This is a genomic window from Bradyrhizobium sp. Ken51 (assembly GCF_055807435.1).
In genome coordinates this window covers 46,239-64,194 of the sequence record NZ_JBVVPB010000022.1, presented here as the reverse complement: position 1 = coordinate 64,194, position 17,956 = coordinate 46,239, and the positions used below count along the sequence as shown (strand labels likewise).

The window sequence follows — 17,956 nt, the reverse complement described above, 5'->3', positions numbered from 1 at the left end:
CGCTCACAAGCAAACCCTTCCGCTGCAGGCGCTTGTCATTCTCCCGCCCCGCGAAGTGCCGCGGCTGCAGCGATTGGGGCGAGGGCGATGGATGCAAGTCCCAGAGCGCAGAGTACCAGGAACGGTGTCAGAACGGGCGCTGTGCCACTCTGCGCCGCGGAGACACCGAAGATCAGCACTGGTACGGCTAGCGGTACAACGAGGATCGAAAGCAGAAGACCACCCCGCCGCAGCGTGACGGTAAGCGCTGCACCGATCGCTCCCAGGAAGGTGAAAGTTGGCGTACCCACCAACAAGGTCGCTGCTACCGCCCAGAGCGCCGAGCCGTCCAAGTCCAACATCAGGCCAAACAACGGCGAGAGCAGAACGAGCGGTAGCCCTGTAACAAACCAGTGGGCCATGCACTTCACCAGAACAATGAGTTCTAGCGGCGTCGGCGACAGCAACATCTGGTCCAGCGAACCGTCCTCGTGATCCGCCTGGAACAGACGGTCAAGGCCCAATAGACTCGCGAGGAGCGCCGCTATCCACAGAATGGCTGGACCGATGCGCGACAGCAAGCGCAGGTCGGGTCCAATCGCGAAAGGCACCACAGTTACGAGACTGAGGAAGAAGACCAGGCCAAGAACTCCGCCTCCGCCGATGCGACGCGCCAGCGTGACGTCGCGAAGAAAAACGACGAGGAGAATACGGATCATGGCCCCCATCCGGCGTCGCCATTGCGTCGAGACCGTTCCGGGGAAATCAGAAAAGCGGCGTGACCTCTTCTCTCCCGACCTTGAGACAGTTGGCTATAAGGATGCCGGCCGCGCCTCAGCGGGAAGACACTCACCTGGCTCCGAGCCTGACTTGGATTGTCCCCGGCAGACCGAGTGGTTCGTGGGTGGCGGCGAGCATCAATCCTCCGCTTCCGAGATGGTCCGCGACAATAGTCTTGAGCAAGGCTCGTGCGTGCCGGTCTAGCGCTGTTAGCGGCTCGTCGAGCAGCCATAGAGGGCGATCGGCAACCAGGAGCCGGGCCAATGCGACACGGCGACGCTGCCCCGCGGAGAGATAGCCAACGGGCAGATCGACAACGTGGGCTAACTCCAGACGCTCCAGCGCGTCTAACGGGGTTAGCCGACCTCGGCCCAAAATTCCCAGGCCGATCTCGAGGTTTTCGCGGGCGGTCAACGCTGATTTCAGCCCGTCGAGATGACCCACGTAGTGGAGGCGCTCTGCCACGGGCGCTGAATCCATGGCTTCGGACTCCACCAGTGACATGCGACCAGATCCCAATGGCAAGAAACCGGCGATAGCGCGCAAAAGAGTGGATTTGCCGACGCCATTGGGACCCGTCACTTCGGCAAGTTGGCCCGAGCCCAGTTGCAAATACACTCCACCTAACACCACGCGCTCGCCGCGCGCGACGGACAGATCCTCGATCAAGAGATGACACCGCTGCGTGATATCCATTTTTATTTCCGGTTGCCCGTTGTCTCGCTCGGATCGCTTTCGAACTCCGGGTTGGAGGGCTTATCGAAATGAACGATTCTGGATCAGCATGTTCGAACGAGGGGCGGCGCCGTTGGGGAGAACCGCCCAACAGGATGACGAAGGTCAATTCTTCGAGGCTGCCCACTAGAAGAATGCGAGCCCTATTGTGATCGTAAGCAGCAAGATCTGCCACGCGATGACCCATGCAACGTAGCAGCGTGATAGAAGGGGTGGATTGGGTCGCATCACATCTTTTAACCGAAAGCGTGTCGAAACGGGGCGGGTCTCTCCTCAAACGGCCTTCTTTGGCTGGTCCGTCGTCCCAACTTGGCTGCCCCGGCCGCAACGTGGGAGGCGCGAGGCCTTCCCAGCGCGGTCCGCGCCCGCCGGGTAGCCGATGCCCCTCCGATGCACAACGTTGGGGGAGGGGGTTGCGAAGGGGGCGCTCCCAAGCACGGCTCTCAGGCAAGAGAGAGGGTCTCCCAAGTTTCCGCGAGCGCAGCTGCCAGTTCCGCTATGTGGTTATCGCCGTGACATGGCGAGGGCGTGATGCGGAGACGCTCGGTCCCACGGGGAACGGTCGGATAGTTGATCGGCTGGATGTAAATGGCGTGGCGCTCTAGAAGACGATCGGCTGCCGCCTTACACAATTCCGCATCGCCGACAATCACAGGCACGATGTGGGTGTCGGTCGGGAAGACCGGAAGCCCGGCGGCTTTGAGCGCCCGCTTCGTTGCAGCGGCTTGCCGTTGGTGTGCTTCGCGCTCGGCGGACGAGTGCTTCAGGTAACGAACGGACGCACGGGCTGCAGCGGCAATTGGTGGAGGGAGTGCCGTCGTGAAGATGAATCCGGGCGCGAAGCTGCGCACCGCGTCGCAGATCGACCGCGACGCCGCGATATAGCCGCCAACGCAGCCGAATCCCTTGGCGAGGGTACCCTCGATCACGGTCACGCGGTGCATCACGCCATCACGCTCGCTGATCCCGGCACCGTGACCGCCATAGAGGCCAACCGCGTGAACCTCATCGAGGTAGGTCATCGCGCCATACCGGTCCGCGAGGTCGCAGATGGCGCCGATCGGCGCCACATCGCCATCCATCGAGTATACGGACTCGAACACGACAAGCTTGGGGCGGTCCCCTGCCTCGCGCAGCAACGACTCAAGGTGACCGAGATCGTTGTGCCGGAAAATCCGCTTTTCGCAATTTGATTGGCGGACGCCTTCGATAATCGAATTGTGGTTATCTGCATCAGATAAGACCACGCAGCCTGGGATCAGCTTACCGATCGTCGAGATGCTGGCCTGATTCGATACGTACCCGGAGGTAAAGACGAGGCTCGCTTCCTTGCCATGCAGATCAGCGAGCTCGCCCTCCAAATCAACCAGGGGGGAATTATTGCCGGCGATGTTGCGCGTTCCACCCGCTCCTGCGCCGCAGCGGTGAGCTGCTGCGGTCAGTGCACTCACGACTTCCGGGTGCTGTCCCATACCGAGATAGTCATTCGAGCACCAAACCGTGATTTCCCTAACAGTTCCGTCAGACCGGCGCCATTTGGCGGCTGGGAAGCGGCCGGAGATCCGTTCGATGTCGGCGAAGACGCGATAACGTTGCTCCCCGTGCAGGCGCTCAAGACAGCCGTGGAAATGACGCTCGTAAGCTTCGGCCGCACAATTGTGATCGTCCGTAGCGGACGTCCCGCTGGGCGGCGTCAATGCTCTTTCCCCCGGCACTACGTCCACACACAAAAGTCTGCTACTGACGTTTCCGTGTGGCCGATGCCTTGCTTGCCAACTCGCTGGTACGTCCAGATCGTCCATCTCAATCTCTCCTGACCGTCCGTCGACCGTAGCTCATCACGCATTCGCACTCGTATTAGTTATAGTTTGCATGAGGTCCGGTTATGGTCGGGTGCCGCCTGAGCCAGCTTACAACTGGCCCGCCTGCGTCCATTTCGGAAAACCGCACGCCCGTTCTGGTGCAACTATCAGCGAGGCGGCTTTGCCGTCCTCTCCGTGACAGCGGCTGAATTGCAGAGCGTAGACACGTTCCTTGCGTGAGGTCCGAATGCATACCTGTTCTACGATGCGGCCCTTTCCATGACGACGGTATGGTCCGCCCTTTGTATGGTGGCAAGCCGATGAGCAACCAGGATCGTGGTGCGTCAGTCGTTGTGCGATCAGCGCCTACTCCAACTCGCTCGTTCCCGAGTCGAGCGTGGAAGCCGCCGTTCACGATCGCGCGGGCGACAGCGAGGCGCTGGCGTTGACCGATCGAGAGAGTCACTCCGCGCCTGCCGACCAACGTGTCGTATCCTTCTGGCGGCGGCGCGCGGTGAAACAATCAGCTGCCGCTTTGGACCATGCTACCAAGCCGCTCAAGGGCTGTTCACAACTGAAGAGCTGGGCCGGTGCGGATCGCCAGCATAAGCAAGACCAAGGTGGGGCTCGCCGGCCAACTGGCGGTGAGCATGCAAGGCATGCTTTGCAAAAGCAGGCTCTTGAGCTGAACAGGAAGCGCGAAACAGTTCGGGCCGGCCACGCTACCAGGCCGACTCGAAACGAAGTGCTTTGGACGATGGATCACAAGGCCGTACGCTTCGCGGTGATATAACAATCGCGCGGATTAGATTGCCCAAGCCGCATTCTCTCCAAGCAATCCATTGTCACGCCGGTGATTTAATGATTTCGGCGTGCGTTGCGCGGGCGAAACGCTCGTTATCGCCGAACGTAGATAGCTCGAGCGGACATCATTCCCGACGGGTATCAATTGCATGCCCTTTCGTTGCTTTCGCACACAGGCACGCACGTTTAATCTGACTTGTGCGTAGTTGATGAGACCGCCTGCGCACGAATGCCGCCACTACAGCATTCGGTGACATTACAGCTGGTCAGAGGAGAGAGATCATGAGACGCACAGTATTAGCACTATCTGCCGTCCTCGGTGCTAGCGCTATAGCAACCGCAGTCTTCGCACAGCAACCACAGCTACCACCGCCCGACGATTGGCACGCCACCGGCCGGTATCTTCCTGAATACACCAAAGATGGAGAGCTTGTTCTGCCAAAGAACTTCCACGAATGGGTTTATGTCGGTTCGCCACTGACGCCAAACTTCTTAAACCCCCCTCAAGCAAACTTCCCTGAATTTCACAACGTCTATATCGAGCCTGGTTCTTACGATATCTACAAGAAAACTGGTGTCTTCCCCGAAGGAACAATCTTCGTGAAAGAACTGCAGCTCATGCTGCCCGCCACTCATCCGGACGGTTCGAGAACTGAGCCATCTGGGAAAGGATTCTTCCCGGGCGCCTTCAACGGCGCGGATGTGACGGTCAAGGACAGCGAGAGATATAAGGCAACCGACGGCTGGGGCTACTACAACTTCAACCACCATGAACCCAAGGCAGCCACCGCGAAAGTCCGGCCAATCGAGGAATGCGCCTATTGCCACATTGCGAGTGCGAAACGGGATGACGTATGGACGCAGTTCTACGTGTTGCTCGACCAGGTGCCGGTGCCGCCTGGCCAGAACTCTTCTAAAAAAATGCCGCCCAGCCAGAATCCTTCGATTACAAAGTAGGAAACCCTGTGATGACATTTCTCAGAAGTGCGGCCGTGGCGTCCGCGTCCTTCATCGTAGTTACGGTCGGGTGTCTTGTTTCACAGCCCGTAGCCAGCCAGCCCGCCCCTGCGCAGGAACAACTTGTTGATGCGGCAGGCAACATGCATATCCCGAAGAACTACCGAACCACCTACGAATTCCTTGGGAGTTGGTCTGTCGCAGGTGACAAAGGCGCTAAGCAAATTCACGTCGTCTACGCTTCGCCCGGAACTGCGGCAAGCTATCGCACAACGGGCGCATTTCCCCAAGGTTCGATCCTGGTGAAGGAGGTTTACGACGCGGCCACTTCGGATATGACGACTGGAACGGTCAGCCATCAGGAACTTCTCAAAGGTTGGTTCATGATGGTGAAGGACAGTAAGAACAGCCATCCCGATAATAAGTTGTGGGGCAACGGCTGGGGCTGGTCTTGGTTCGACGCGGGCGATCCCGTGAAAACGACCTCAACGAACTTTCGCTCAGATTGCCTGGGCTGCCACATCCCAGCCAAGGAGACTGACTGGATCTATGTCCATGGCTATCCCGGACTAAAGAAGTGACGGATCGTTAGCCACGTCCGCTTGGATGTCGTGGGTAAGACTAGATGCGTGGGTAATACCAGACTGGATGCAGAAAAAGGTAGGGTCATGAAGCACAGTAAAAAGTTCAGCAGATGCATTTGTGGATCGATGATGATCTTTCTTCTGTCGTTTTCGGCACCCCAAGGGAGTCTAGCAGCCGGTCCGGTAACCTACAAAAAAATCACAAAGCAATTCCTCACGTCGGGCAAAGTGGACCTTGTACGGGAGGTGGTGAGCCTGCCGCTCCATCGCGGCCGTCTTGCCTCGGGAGAAACTGTTTGGTTCGTGCTTACCGACGTAAGTGACTACACTACTTCGAAAGACATGGGGCTCACATGGGCGCCGAGTCTCGCCAAGGCAAAAGACTTGACGAGCACACGGGTTGCGGAAATGGATGAGTCGGGTAACTTCACGTTCAAATCGGGCCGGGTCGATTTCTCACCGTCACAAACGTTGGTGGGGGGGGAGGCGCCCCATTTTTTCCCGCCTAGGACGGCCCGAGCCGGATCTGTCGGGGATGTGCACTACAGCCCATTGGCTCGGGTGGCTAATCGCAAGGACATTGTCTTCAACGCTCCAGTCATCGCTTTTAATGTCGAGCCCGCGAAACTCGCATTCTGCAACGGCAGTCCTGATTACTCTGTCGTGACGGACTCCGTGGCGAGCATCTGTCCTGACAAAGGTACCGTTGACTTGAAACTCCGGTCTGGCTTCGCAAACGGCAAACACCTGCGTTATCTTAGTTTTGACGCAAACTCCGAGGAGTCGGCGACCCTCGAGTCGTCCACCTTCGCGCCTGCGGAAAGCGATATTCTTCAGAGCGGCGCGATTGAGGTGATCTATACGATTGTGAACGGCAAGATGGGTGAGAACGATCCGAACCGCCAGGGGCTCGACAGTGCCATCAACGGAGAGGGCCCCTCGCTCGACATCCTCGCGCACTTCAAGGAGATCAGCGCCGGATACTCTCCGATGTGGGACGTACGACTCGCCGAATGGACCCAGGAGGCTATCTCGAAGGATCAACGGAAACTGATCACTGACGGCGACGATCTCGAAGCAAAAAGTGCGTCAGGTTTGCTGGTGAGTCCTGCGGGCGGGCCCGTGAAGACGACGGGGAATTTGGTGAATTGTCCGGTCGTAGGCTTCACCGATGAATAACCTCTTGCCCACATAACTGCCGCTTCCCTGCGGCAGCGGCGCGTCTCGCGTCGCCGCTCTGCCCTTGACGTTGCCCCCAAGTTTTTTCAGTTTTGAGTTCGCTCTTGCCGGCGGATTTGCCCGGTTGGGCGGTGCGAGCGACGGGAGCTGGCGCGGAGCCTTTCGGGTAGCGCAGCGCCAGATCCTGGCGCGGGCGGCAGGTCATGGCGAACTCGGACGGGTTCTCCATCCGAGCTGCGAGTGCAGGCGGCGTTCGTGAGCAATCGCCCTTAGGCGCTGGCGGCGGTTAGCAGCGTCAGCCTGGGTTGTCTGATATCTCTTGGTCATGCGGCAGCAGCCGCTTTACACGCCCGCCGTTCGTTCATCCCGTGAGCATCCACCAGATGAGCGACAGCTTTCCACTTCCCCGCGAGTGTCACCATTTCCTCCCAGGAGATCCTTCAGTGCCGCATTGTCAACATGGCGTCAGCCAAAAGCCGCTTCAGCATCGTGTTCGCTTCCTTGTTGCCGTCTCGCGCTTTTCTGTGCATTACGCGCGGCCATGGCCCCGCGCCGTCACGCAAGAGCGGCCCCGCAAAAAAGCCTAATTTTACTCACCAACCACGCCGAGGCGCGTGTAAAGCGAGAACGGGCATCCACTCTCAGACGTCGTCGAACATCTGCTGCATCCCAGCTTTCGGTAGGGACGCGGATTTGGGCTAGGGTGCCGTCCATCTCGACCCTTTGCGCTCTGGCTCCGCAGCCGATTTCCACAGCACCTGGCAAGCGCATGAGCCTCGAAGTAGCTGACGTGCACGACGGACGGGTCGGATCGACCAGTTGAGACTTCAGCGTCATCGTCCCGTGCTGGCCGTTCGGGGTCTGCCACTTACGCGGCCCGACCAGCCCTTAGGCTGCTCATGTTACATCCGAGCTCGATCAGCTCAGCGACCTCCCCGGCCCGGGAGCAACCAAGTTAGCGACGCTCGGGTCGACATGCGCGCGCTTAGACTTCGTCCATTGCCGGCCCGCGTGATCATGCCGCGCCGAGGACGCTGCAGCCGCGCCTCAGTGTCTCGTACTAGGCATTGAACAGGAATGTGAACCGCTCATCGAATGGCCGTAGTCCGTCAGATCAGCGAGAGCAATCGCCACAAAAAGCAGGTCGCGTATGTGAGGTGCCAGTTTCGCAGAGCCCGCATCGGTCATCGACTGCGTCCGTTGCGCCCGCGACGGAAATCGGTTCTCCGTCCTACTCGTTCGTGTGCCGGACTATCGCTAGAACCGCTCAAGGCCACCTGAGCACGAGCGCCGATTGGAACGGATCCGCAAAGGCAGTTGCAAGTCCTCACGATGAATTCAAATCGGCCATTCAACGCGCATAGACTCGCGCACGCCAAATGTCATGGAGTGATCCAGGGCCGAGAATCTGAGGCCTTCCCCGGCCGTCCAAACCTCACCACCTTGTCGCGTTCTGAGCGACCTCGCGGGAGCGGCGAGAGCACTTTGCAAACGCTTACGACACACCCGCCGCGGGGCTGCGCGCGCGCCGCATGCCACCGACAACGCAATCGCCCGTCAGGCGGCGTTCTTGCGCGGCAGCTTCCATTGTGGACGAACACGATGGCAAGTGTAGCCGTTCGGATAGCGTTCCAGGTAATCCTGGTGCTCTGGCTCCGCCTCCCAGAAATCGCCAGCGGGCGAAAGCTCGGTCACCACTTTGCCCGGCCACAGCCCTGAGGCCTCGACGTCGGCGATGGTCTCCTGTGCAACGCGGTGCTGATCCTCGTTTATGTAGAAAATCGCCGACCTGTAGCTTGCACCCTGGTCGTTTCCCTGCCGGTTGAGAGTCGTCGGATCGTGGATCTGGAAGAAGAACTCAAGCAGGTCGCGGAAGCTAGTCTGACTCGAATCGAACCTGATCTCGATCGCTTCCGCGTGTGTGCCGTGGTGGCGGTACGTGGCATTCTCGACGTCGCCGCCGGAGTAGCCGACCCGCGTTGAGATCACACCGGGCAGGCGCCGCACCAGCTGCTGTATCCCCCAGAAGCAACCGCCTGCCAGGATCGCGCGTTCTGTAGTCCCTGCCATTTTCAGGCCTCCTGCTTTGCAAAGAACCTCACGTACTTGCCGGATCGCTCACACCCCAATTGGTCGCGGTGGATTACGCGAAGGGGGGCCGAGTTGACGCAGTATCTCAGCCTTCCTTTTGGCAAGGCCCCCGTCAGGTAAAACATGGCCGAGGTGGCTGTCTCCGTGCTTGGAGCGGACCTCTGTCTCCGTGTATGCCTGCGAGCTGTCACCGCTCTCGAGGACACTTGCGGCCTCGAGATGCCGCGTTTCATTTCGAGCGCGGCGCAATCATGAACATCGCCGGTCATGTCAGCGCTCCCGGCATGAAGCAGCGAATGTGCGGTTGGTCGGTCATCTGAAAACCGGAGCTGTACCACACCCATACCAACGTGCTATGGTCCAAGTTCGGCTCGGTAATGAGGGCATCGTCGGGAACATCAACCCACTCGGTATCGCCCTTCTTCATGTCCTGACCGTTGGAGGCGGATCTGTAGAGGTCGGCGGTCTTGGGCACCATAACCCTGTAATGGCTTTCCTTCTTGTTTTGAGTGGTCCATTCGACATCCCGCAGATGTAGGGCGTCGGAGCCATCACAGCAGGGGCCAGACTTACTACGGAGCTTCGCAAACCACGGGTTCAGCTCCGAGTGCATTGCATCATGGCCGTTGGAAGATGGCAGGTTCATCGTCAACATTAGGGCGCTCGCGAGCACGCACCTGACGATCAGGTAACAAGCCGAAATGAGAGGACCGCAGTTCTCTTCGGGGGTAACACTCGACACTACGGTCCCCTTCATCCGGGGTTCCCAAAACCGGCTCCTTTGGATTGGGGCCGTCGGGGTGGAGTCAGTCTTGGGTGTGTCAACCATCCAATCACTCGGCCATACTCAAGAACGACTCACCGGGATAGTGCAGAAGCGAGCGGAAAAAGCCGACGTTCTGGTAGAGTGAAGTCAGGACCGCTGCTTGCATTCCGCTTTCGCGTCGACCAAGAAACGGCGTACGCAATGGGCACAAGACGACTTCAAGGGCGTGAAGTTCACTTCGGGCTTTGGCGGGCGCTCGCGCTTTCCGTGAATCTCGGTCATCCCGTTTCGCTGTCGAGCTCGTCGAAGCATGCGAAGAGCGGCTCGCTGGAAACGTCGACGCAGAGACCAGACTACCTGTTGTCCCAGGATTTGTTCCAGAAGGGAGCGCTCGATCCGATCAGTCTGCGTCTCGCGATACTGCTCGGCAGTCAACTTCGAGACCGCTTCGGGGTTGTTCCTGTAGGTCGGCATTCGCCGTACTCCGTGGTGTGCTACATTGAAGATATGTACCGGGTCGTCGTCCGTCCAATCACCTCCGGCTATCGAAACGATGCCATGAGGATCGACATTGGAGGTGTTTCAATCTGCAAGGTCCTAGGAGGCGGGTCCGAGACTGCTGCAACAGGACTTTGAATCGGGCTACGGCGAAGGCGTGTACCAGGGACTGCGGTACGGCGTCACCGGGCGGAAGTCTTTACGGAAAGCGAATCCAGCCCGTTCGCGCGAGCGGTCGCCGGCGGCGACGTCGTCAGCTTCAACCCTTTACCGGCCGAGGTCGGGTGAGGCTCTTTGCGTCCTGCGAAATACCAGCCAGGCGAGTTTGTTCTCGGGCATCTCCCCAGGGAGCGGAGAGCATCGACCCGCCGAGGAGAGTTGAAACGCATGGAAAGCTGCACTCGAGACCGCAGTTGACGTTTTTCGCTTCAGCCGGGCACGGCGACTTAGGATCGCTCCCGTCTGCGGTGAAGTGGCGGTCACCGCCGCGCTCCATCGTGATCCTGACGGCCTTCGCGCTCGCTTCTGATTTCGTGTAGCTCGCCACGAGCGCCTCGAGAGATAAACGATCGACTCTCGTCACTCACACTGTTCGCTCGACGCGGGGCACGCCGGCAAACTTCTCCAGTGCCGGTTGGGAGTGCGGCCTGTTGCCTCTGCATCCGAGCTGATCGTCTCGCTCGGGGAGGACGTCGGCTGTCGGCGCCAGGTACCGGGGAGCGCCCTCGCGGAGACCGCCACGAAGCTCCACGGCTCACCAAACGCGATCAGAGCGTGGCAGTTGCCTGGCCGCGTCGACCTCGCGGTCGAGCGGAAGGTGTGCTAGCTGCGTGGAAGACAAGGCGGGACGTCTCGGAGGCATGGAGCCGGCCGAGCAAACCCTGCTCGTCGACCTCAGACGAACGCGCCGCTCACGTCGGCTTCAGGATATGGATGAACCCACCGACGGTTGCGCTCCTGACTCCAGGGCAACGGATAGCGGACGCGGTCGCCGCGGTCATGGGACCGTGGACCTTTATCATCGTCCAGAGCGTTATCCTGTGCATCTGGGCATCGGCCAACCTGGTGGGCGCGATCAGGCGCTCGGATCCTTACCCGCTCACTCTTCTCAATCTCGCGCTTTCGTGCCAGGCGGCCTACGCCGCGCCCGTCATCATGATGAGCCACAACCGGCAGCAGGACATCGATCGCGAGGCGGCGGAGAACGAGTACCGGATCAACGTGAAGGCGGAGCTCGAGATAGAGTTGTTGCATGAGAAGATCGACCAACCGCGCGAGCGTGAAATCCTCAAGCTAACGGAGGCAGTCAGGATGCTGACCGTGCTGTTGGAGGAGCCGGCGTCCGGTGCACGCGAGTCCGATGCGGAAGGCGGAGGGCGGTCATAACCAGCGACTATCGACTTCATGGCGTGATGTCATTTTTCATTCGCCGCGCGGAATTGCATAATGGTACCTTGCTCATCCGGCGCACGGCCGCTTAGCGGGCTTACGCGGCTCTCGCCCGCAGAGAGCAGCCATACGCGAATGACTGAAGCGGTTCTCGCAACCCGGGCGATGGCAGAGCTGCGCGATGGTCGAGATCCCGGAGGACGCCGCTATGAAGAGCTTCTTTCGCATCCGTATCCGAAACGTCCGGCTCCACCAAGGGACAGCATGTTTCCGTGCGGCTGATGGGGCCAACGGCTACACTGCCGTGCTTAGATCCTCGATCGACCGGGCAATTCTACGTCGAAAATCGACTGCGTCGCAGCACTCTAGGAGCGAGGTACGAGTATGTTTTCAGTGATTTTTGAGATGCTCCCCAACAAAGAGAGCCTGGATGACTATTTCGACAACGCCAAGAGGCTGCACCCCGAGCTGGAGCAGGTCGATGGCTTCGTCGACAATATCCGATACAAGAGCCTGATTCGCGAGGGCTGGATCCTTTCGCTTTCAAACTGGCGGGACGAGAAGTCGCTTGTCCGCTGGCGCTCCCGCCGGCGTCATCATGAGGTTCAGCAGAAGGGGCGCGAGGAAATCCTAGCGGACTATCACCTGCGCGTCGGCCAGATCACTGCCGACAATCAGGTGCCGACGGGGTACGCAGTCACTGAGCAAAGGCTCGATGAGACCGAAGTCGGGGTGGGAACGACGGTGACGCTTATCAACGCGACTCGCCCCGGGGAGTGGAAGCAAACCGACAACCCGTACGATTGCGCCGAGTGGCTCGGCCTGAACCCGTGGGCTCCCGACACCACGTCCTGGGACATCTTCGAGGCCGTACTTACGCCCGGCGACCTGATTCTGCTCATAATCTGGAAGGACGCCGGTGCAGCGCGGGCCTACGAGGACGCTTACGCGCCGAATGAGACGGCACGGGTTCGGACAGTGCGGATCGTACGCGATTACGGCAAATACGACCGTCGCGAGGCACCTCAGTACTATGCAGAGGCCCAGGGCGGTAAGACCCTCTACGCCTGAGACCGCTCCGTCGTGAAGGCCGCCCTGCTACGAATTAGACCGTGCGTCGGCGAAGTCGCGAGCCGCGGAGCAGCCAGCGTCGCTCTCGCGAGGTGACAGCGGCGAACACGATCAAGGAGACCCGCCGAAATGAGGACGGGTAGGCCGAGGCATCGCTGAAATCCGGGTTCTGCTAACGCGTCGCTCGTCTGGCTCCTCATCGTGTTCCGCTCGAACATCATAGCGGCCTCGTTGCGCTGGATTGGGCACTCTCTCGAAGCGTCCTTCTGTCGTCCAGTGGTGATCAGGGCTAACGTGCTCTCGTCGTCAGCGAGCGTGAGCCGGAGGCGCGCGGAACGGTCCGTGTAAACCGATCGTGCACTGACCTGCTCTGGCTCGCCAGCTAAGACCCAAGTCAAACTCTGAAAGGAAAGCACGATGACGAATTCGAACGATGATGGACCTCTCCGCCACAGCCTGAGGTGGCCGGAGACCTGACGACGCTGGCACGCTTAACGGCCTGCCGGCGCATCGGTGTTCTCAATCGCGGGCCCGACAGCAGGGGCGGCACCGGGGGGGCGGCCCCGACGAGTTGCTAGGTGCTTCGCTCGCCGCATGCTCGGCGATGACCACACGGCTGCAGGCGCGAAGGCGGAAAATGCCGCTATCCGACGTCGCAGTAGCCGCGTCGTACCACCATGTCGGGAATCGCGGCTGCGACTGCTTCGAGCGCTCCATCAAGCTCGAAGGAACGCTTGGCGACGAGGCCGCGCACAACTGATGCAGGCTGCGAACATGTGTTTCGCCGGCGGACGCTGGGCCTTGCGCCGACATCCGCGCTAACGATAACGTCGGCATCGGGCCGGCGGCAAGCTATGACGACTTGAGCGAGCTTCCGATTCCGTACATCGCTCCCGATTAGCGGGCCGCGAGATAGTCCGCGAGCACTACGGCGTTGTTGCGCTTGGTATCGTGCGCGCCGAAGAGCAGCGTGACTTTGCCCGTCAATGCAAGATTTGTCAGGTGCTCGACTGCGGCGCGATTGGCGCGGAGCTCCTCGAAGTATCGCTTGTGAAACTCGCGCCACCGGTTCCGGTCATGACCAAACCAGGTCCTGAGGCCGCCGCTCGGAGCGATGTCCTTCAGCCACACGTCCACGCTGGCATGCTCCTTCGTGAGTCCGCGCGGCCAAATGCGATCGACGAGCACCCTCGTGCCGTCCGAGCCCTCGGGCAGCTCGTACACTCGTTTAACACCAAGGCGACAGGAGTGTCGAGACATTGGTTTCTCCAGTCCTCTCCTCCGTAAAGGAGGGCAACTCGCATTAGGTCGCCTTCGCGGGACTGACCTCGGGAAAATCGATCGGGGTCTGCACCGCATTGTTGATGAAGTTCGTCAACAAGAACTGAGCAGTCAGCGCGATCATCTCGACGATGTTGGCGTCTGTCCACCCCGCATCCCTGACGGCCGTAAACTGGGCGTCGGAAACTTTGCCGCGCGTCTCGATGAGCGCTTTCGCGAAGGCGACCGCAGCCTGGCGCTTGGGATCGGTTGAGCGGCCCTCCCTGTTCAACTCGATTTCGTCCGCTGGGATTTTGGCTAGATTGCCCGCCATAAAGCTGTGCGCGGCCAGGCAGTAGTCGCACCCGTCCGCCTCAGACACCGCCAGCGCGATTCCGTCTCTCGTCTTGATGTCCAGCGTCTTCGCAAGTGATGCCATCAGGGTAGCCCAGCCGGAGAGCACGTTCGGGCTGATCGACATGAGGCGGTGCAGGTTGGGCACGAAGCCCAGCATCTTTTCGACGTTGTCGAGGATCGGCTTGGAGCCCACCGGAGCGTCCTCGCGTTTCGGAATGGAAATGCGTGGCATTTGATCCTCCATTAGACCGCCAACGATTATTCGGTTGGTGACGAAGCAACCAACGCCGACGTTTCAGCTACCGGTAGCGACCGGACTGCCTCGAAGACTAGGACGCGTCGCACCGCGGCGCTCATGCTTGTTGATCATGCAGTCCATAACGGCAGGTCATCGGCCGAGCGCCGATCGGGCACTGATCTCGCAGTCCCAGACTTCGTGCTCAGCTGCTCGCCGCGCTGACCGGGGTGGAACCGGCGGCTCTGAACGCCCCCATCTCGCCTTCCAGTCTAAGATGCAGTACCTGACCGGATCGAGCGCTTGCTCGAGCTCGCGCAAGCGGGGTGATGTGCTGCGGGCACTTTAAGCCGCAGCAACACCCCGTGACCAACCTTCGCTGTTGCCAAGTGACGCGACGCGCCGCGCCAGATCGGCGTCGTGTTTCAACTCTCTCAATTCCGCGAGCGCTTTAGATCTCGAGACGCCGGCGGTTGGGCTAGTCCATCAACATGACGGCGGCACCGTCGTCGGCCCCGCCATTGCCGATCCTGTACTGCGCGTCAGCCCTTTGCATCCGTTACTGTTGTTCAGGCATGCCGGCACGTGATATGGACCGCGGCGGCGCTCGCCTCGGTCACCGCTTTGATGGCTCTGGCACCGGGCTCGGAATGATCCTTCAGAGCATCAGGGGGCGAATTGACCCCCGCGCTCGCTGCGCGGGCGGTGCGCAGACGTCGCACGAAACCGCGCAGCCTTTCCTAAACCCGCGGTGAGACCGGGGGACATGCCCGAGAACAAACGCGACAACCTTCTCGGCCGGTACTTCGCAGGACGCAAAGAGCCTAACCCGACCTCAGCCGGGATTGAAGCAGACGCTGTCGCCGCCGGCGACCGCTCGCGCAAACTTATGGCATCGTTTCGATAGCTGGAGGTGATTGGACGGTCGACGACCCGATACATATCTTCAATGTAGCACACCACGGAGTACGGCGGATGCCGACCTACAGGAAAACCGCCGAAGCGGTCTCGAAGTTGACTCCGAGCAGTATCGCGAGACGCAGACTGATGGGACCGAGCGTTCCCTTCTCCAACGAATACTGGGACAACAGGAAGTCTGGTCTCTACATCGACGTTTCCAGCGAGCCGCTATTCGCATGCTTCGACAAGCTCGACAGCGAAACGGAATGACCGAGTTTCATGGAAACATCGTGCGCCCGCCAAAGCCTGAAGTGCACTTCACGCCTTCGAAGTCGTCTTCTCAATATACCCAAAGCTTGAAGGACTACCGCGTGCGTACGAAACAGCAACGGCCCGTCCGAAAAGCCGCAACGCTGACACGGCGCGGTCAGTCTAGCGGAGGTCGACGTGACGTTTTTCTATAAAGCTGTTGAAGCACCGGGGGACCCCCTCAAACTCATGAGCCACAAAACCTTAGCAGTGGCCTTGGAACACTTCGATCTAAAGCGCGTGCGCCTTGGCGAACTCTTGGAGGCTGTTGACCACCCGATCCTTGAGCGCGCGGAGGACCAGCTCAGCCATTTCTCGGCGGTCACACGGAGGTCCTTCCACATCGAGCCTCGAACTCGTCGGCTCCGCATTCCAGAAGGGCATCTGGAAGGCACTGCTAGTGCTTCACTTCGCCAAGACACGCTGATACGCGATGATCGCAAGTGCCGTTGGCGATCCAAAGGCGGTCCGCGTCGTAGGTGCGGCAAACGGCAAGAAGTCGCATCGAAGTCAGCATGCTCGGCGGTTCAGTCATACATAGCGCCGCTTCGCCAATGCGTGGTGAGTATCAAAAGCAGATGCAGCAAGCTCCTCGAGACCGCCTGTGACCCCTTTCGGACCGAACGTCATTATATGCTTGAGCCTGGCCCTAAATGGCTGGGTACGCATGGCGTGGTAGCTGAAAAGCGCTCTCCACGCCAGCGTCCCAATGGCTTTGATCCGAGACCGTACCGGTTCCGGGCGAATGCCCGCCACTACTGGACGATCGAGCCAAACTCTTGCTAACTAGATAGGAGAACTATCATGACAAAACGTTCGCTTATGATCACAGCCACAAGCTGTTTCATTGCATTTGCACCGGCAGCATATGGGCGCTCGGCCTACGACGGCTCTTGGGACCTCGTCTTCGTGACGCAAAGGGGAACCTGCGATTCCAGTTACAGCTTTACTGTCGATGTGACCAACGGAATTGTCACGCATCCCAATCTCGTAAAATTTCAAGGTTACGTCGCAAGGTCCGGCGCGGTTCGCGCTTCGGTAACGGTCCAAGACAAAGTTGCCGCCGGTGCGGGCAAATTGTTCGCAACGTCCGGTCGGGGGACCTGGAGCGGCCACTCAGGAATGGCACGATGCTCGGGCTACTGGACCGCGCGCCGCAATTGAAGGACGCGACGGGGCACGCGACGGGGTGCGAGTGCGCGAATGCTGTTAACGCCAAGTCTTACGCAAAGGAGCATTTCCTCGGTGAACTGGAGACCGTAATGCAATGACATTTCCCAGAATACTAGTCGGCATCGCAGTCCTGCTCGGCTTGTTCTCAACCGGCCTCGACAGGACAATGCGGTTGGAGACGCCTCGGTCTATGAGCGCGCCCATTGGGTCGGGTGAGTCTGCCCCCTTCGGTACTAATCGGCTAGCTCTAGTGATTGGCAATTCAACCTATCCCGATGCCGACTCTCCTCTTTCTCAAATGACACGCGATGCGGAAGGTTTGACAAATGCTCTTCGCAACGACGGTTTTCTGGTCGACGCCGTTGACAATGCGGCGCGTCCCGACATTACCCGCGCAATTGACCGTCTAACGGCAAAAGTACATTTGAACTCAATTGTTTTAGTGTATTTCGGAGGTTACGGTGTCCAATCTGACGGACAGAATTATCTGATTCCGGTCGATGCGAAGATCTGGACTGAAGAAGATGTCCGCCGACAAGGCGTAAGTATTGACCGCCTGCTTTCGCAACTCAAGACTTCCGGAGCACGCGTACGGCTCGTAGTGATTGAGGCCTCGCGGCGCAACCCCTACGAGCGACGCTTCAGGAATTACTCACACGGACTTGCGCCTTTCCAAACGAGTGAAAACGCGCTCATCCTGAGCTCAGCGGCGCCTGGCCAAGTCGTCGAAGACATGGACGAACTACATAGCCAGCTGATGACCGCTCTTCTTGAGCGCATCGGGTCTTCGAAAGGAATCGAGGAGGTCTTCAACAACACGCGAAACGCCGTGGTGGCTGCTACCCAGGGCCAACAGATTCCAGCTGTGTCGTCTACGCTGACCGACAACATTAACCTTTCGCCGATACGCAACGGCGCGCTGCCGTGTGCTCTGTCAGCTCCGCAGCTGGCCGCCGCCGCGAGTCATCAAACAGAGTTCTGCTGAGATCTAAGGATCAAAGGGCTCACTTTTCCTGGAGTGCACCATTCACTCATCTCCGCGTTGTTTGGGACCTTCAACGCGCTCCGACGCCGTCCCGTATCGACG

17 protein-coding genes and 1 pseudogene are annotated in these 17,956 nt (G+C 59.6%); 9 read left to right on the top strand and 9 right to left on the bottom strand.

The genetic code is table 11. The features are described from left to right. Window positions 1-35 precede the first annotated feature (35 nt). The 3 genes from ccmB to hemA form a co-directional block, all read right to left on the bottom strand. Entirely contained in the window at window positions 36-698 is a 663-nt protein-coding gene (gene ccmB / locus AC0L27_RS29625) for a heme exporter protein CcmB (RefSeq protein ID WP_028141256.1), read from the bottom strand. Between the two features lie 130 nt (window positions 699-828). Then, window positions 829-1,455 carry a heme ABC exporter ATP-binding protein CcmA gene (ccmA, locus tag AC0L27_RS29620; protein ID WP_473321296.1) on the bottom strand — a complete coding sequence of 209 codons (627 nt, stop codon included), beginning with the start codon at window positions 1,453-1,455 and terminating at the stop codon, window positions 829-831. 482 nt (window positions 1,456-1,937) lie between these two features. Beyond that, the gene (gene hemA, locus AC0L27_RS29615; protein WP_473321294.1) at window positions 1,938-3,296 is read right to left on the bottom strand and encodes a 5-aminolevulinate synthase; all 1,359 of its coding nucleotides are present in this window, start codon (window positions 3,294-3,296) and stop codon (window positions 1,938-1,940) included. Window positions 3,297-4,382: 1,086 nt separating this feature from the next. On the opposite strand from hemA, the gene AC0L27_RS29610 reads away from it, so the two are divergent. Genes AC0L27_RS29610 through AC0L27_RS29600 form a run of 3 tightly spaced genes read left to right on the top strand, consistent with a single transcriptional unit; the run spans window position 4,383 to window position 6,820 of the window. Next, window positions 4,383-5,057: a cytochrome P460 family protein gene (locus AC0L27_RS29610; RefSeq protein WP_085385711.1), complete on the top strand. Its 675-nt coding sequence runs from the start codon at window positions 4,383-4,385 to the stop codon at window positions 5,055-5,057. 11 nt (window positions 5,058-5,068) lie between these two features. Beyond that, window positions 5,069-5,638: a cytochrome P460 family protein gene (locus AC0L27_RS29605; protein WP_473321292.1), complete on the top strand. Its 570-nt coding sequence runs from the start codon at window positions 5,069-5,071 to the stop codon at window positions 5,636-5,638. A gap of 48 nt (window positions 5,639-5,686) precedes the next feature. Then, window positions 5,687-6,820, top strand: a complete 1,134-nt coding sequence (locus tag AC0L27_RS29600; RefSeq protein WP_473321290.1) for a hypothetical protein — start codon at window positions 5,687-5,689, stop codon at window positions 6,818-6,820. Between the two features lie 246 nt (window positions 6,821-7,066). Here the strand turns inward: AC0L27_RS29600 and AC0L27_RS29595 are convergent. The 4 genes and pseudogenes from AC0L27_RS29595 to AC0L27_RS29580 form a co-directional block, all read right to left on the bottom strand. After that, window positions 7,067-7,323: pseudogene (locus AC0L27_RS29595) on the bottom strand (IS3 family transposase); the annotation flags it as partial. Window positions 7,324-8,377: 1,054 nt separating this feature from the next. Next, complete coding sequence (msrA, locus tag AC0L27_RS29590) at window positions 8,378-8,890, bottom strand: peptide-methionine (S)-S-oxide reductase MsrA (RefSeq protein ID WP_473321288.1); 513 nt, start codon at window positions 8,888-8,890, stop codon at window positions 8,378-8,380. A 48-nt stretch (window positions 8,891-8,938) separates the two neighbouring features. Further along, window positions 8,939-9,160, bottom strand: coding sequence for a peptide-methionine (R)-S-oxide reductase (locus AC0L27_RS29585; RefSeq protein ID WP_473321285.1), 222 nt, complete (start codon window positions 9,158-9,160; stop codon window positions 8,939-8,941). 16 nt (window positions 9,161-9,176) lie between these two features. Further along, window positions 9,177-9,566, bottom strand: coding sequence for a hypothetical protein (locus tag AC0L27_RS29580; protein WP_473321283.1), 390 nt, complete (start codon window positions 9,564-9,566; stop codon window positions 9,177-9,179). A gap of 1,542 nt (window positions 9,567-11,108) precedes the next feature. Between AC0L27_RS29580 and AC0L27_RS29575 the strand changes: the two genes are divergently transcribed. From AC0L27_RS29575 to AC0L27_RS29565, 3 genes are all read left to right on the top strand, one after another. Further along, window positions 11,109-11,561, top strand: coding sequence for a DUF1003 domain-containing protein (locus AC0L27_RS29575; RefSeq protein WP_473321282.1), 453 nt, complete (start codon window positions 11,109-11,111; stop codon window positions 11,559-11,561). 387 nt (window positions 11,562-11,948) lie between these two features. Next, the gene (locus AC0L27_RS29570) at window positions 11,949-12,635 is read left to right on the top strand and encodes an antibiotic biosynthesis monooxygenase family protein (protein WP_473321279.1); all 687 of its coding nucleotides are present in this window, start codon (window positions 11,949-11,951) and stop codon (window positions 12,633-12,635) included. A 637-nt stretch (window positions 12,636-13,272) separates the two neighbouring features. After that, on the top strand, window positions 13,273-13,395 hold the full coding sequence (locus tag AC0L27_RS29565; RefSeq protein WP_473321277.1) for a hypothetical protein: 123 nt from the start codon (window positions 13,273-13,275) through the stop codon (window positions 13,393-13,395). A gap of 137 nt (window positions 13,396-13,532) precedes the next feature. Here AC0L27_RS29565 and AC0L27_RS29560 read toward each other — a convergent pair whose 3' ends face one another. Further along, on the bottom strand, window positions 13,533-13,895 hold the full coding sequence (locus tag AC0L27_RS29560) for a DUF488 domain-containing protein (RefSeq protein ID WP_009859355.1): 363 nt from the start codon (window positions 13,893-13,895) through the stop codon (window positions 13,533-13,535). A gap of 43 nt (window positions 13,896-13,938) precedes the next feature. Continuing rightward, window positions 13,939-14,484 (bottom strand): carboxymuconolactone decarboxylase family protein, encoded by a 546-nt coding sequence (locus AC0L27_RS29555; protein ID WP_028141266.1) that lies wholly within the window; start codon window positions 14,482-14,484, stop codon window positions 13,939-13,941. A gap of 1,050 nt (window positions 14,485-15,534) precedes the next feature. Between AC0L27_RS29555 and AC0L27_RS29550 the strand changes: the two genes are divergently transcribed. From AC0L27_RS29550 to AC0L27_RS29540, 3 genes are all read left to right on the top strand, one after another. Further along, the gene (locus AC0L27_RS29550; RefSeq protein ID WP_473321274.1) at window positions 15,535-15,657 is read left to right on the top strand and encodes a hypothetical protein; all 123 of its coding nucleotides are present in this window, start codon (window positions 15,535-15,537) and stop codon (window positions 15,655-15,657) included. Between the two features lie 843 nt (window positions 15,658-16,500). Next, window positions 16,501-16,860, top strand: a complete 360-nt coding sequence (locus AC0L27_RS29545) for a hypothetical protein (RefSeq protein ID WP_473321272.1) — start codon at window positions 16,501-16,503, stop codon at window positions 16,858-16,860. Window positions 16,861-17,059: 199 nt separating this feature from the next. After that, window positions 17,060-17,854, top strand: coding sequence for a caspase family protein (locus tag AC0L27_RS29540; RefSeq protein ID WP_473321269.1), 795 nt, complete (start codon window positions 17,060-17,062; stop codon window positions 17,852-17,854). Window positions 17,855-17,956 lie beyond the last annotated feature (102 nt).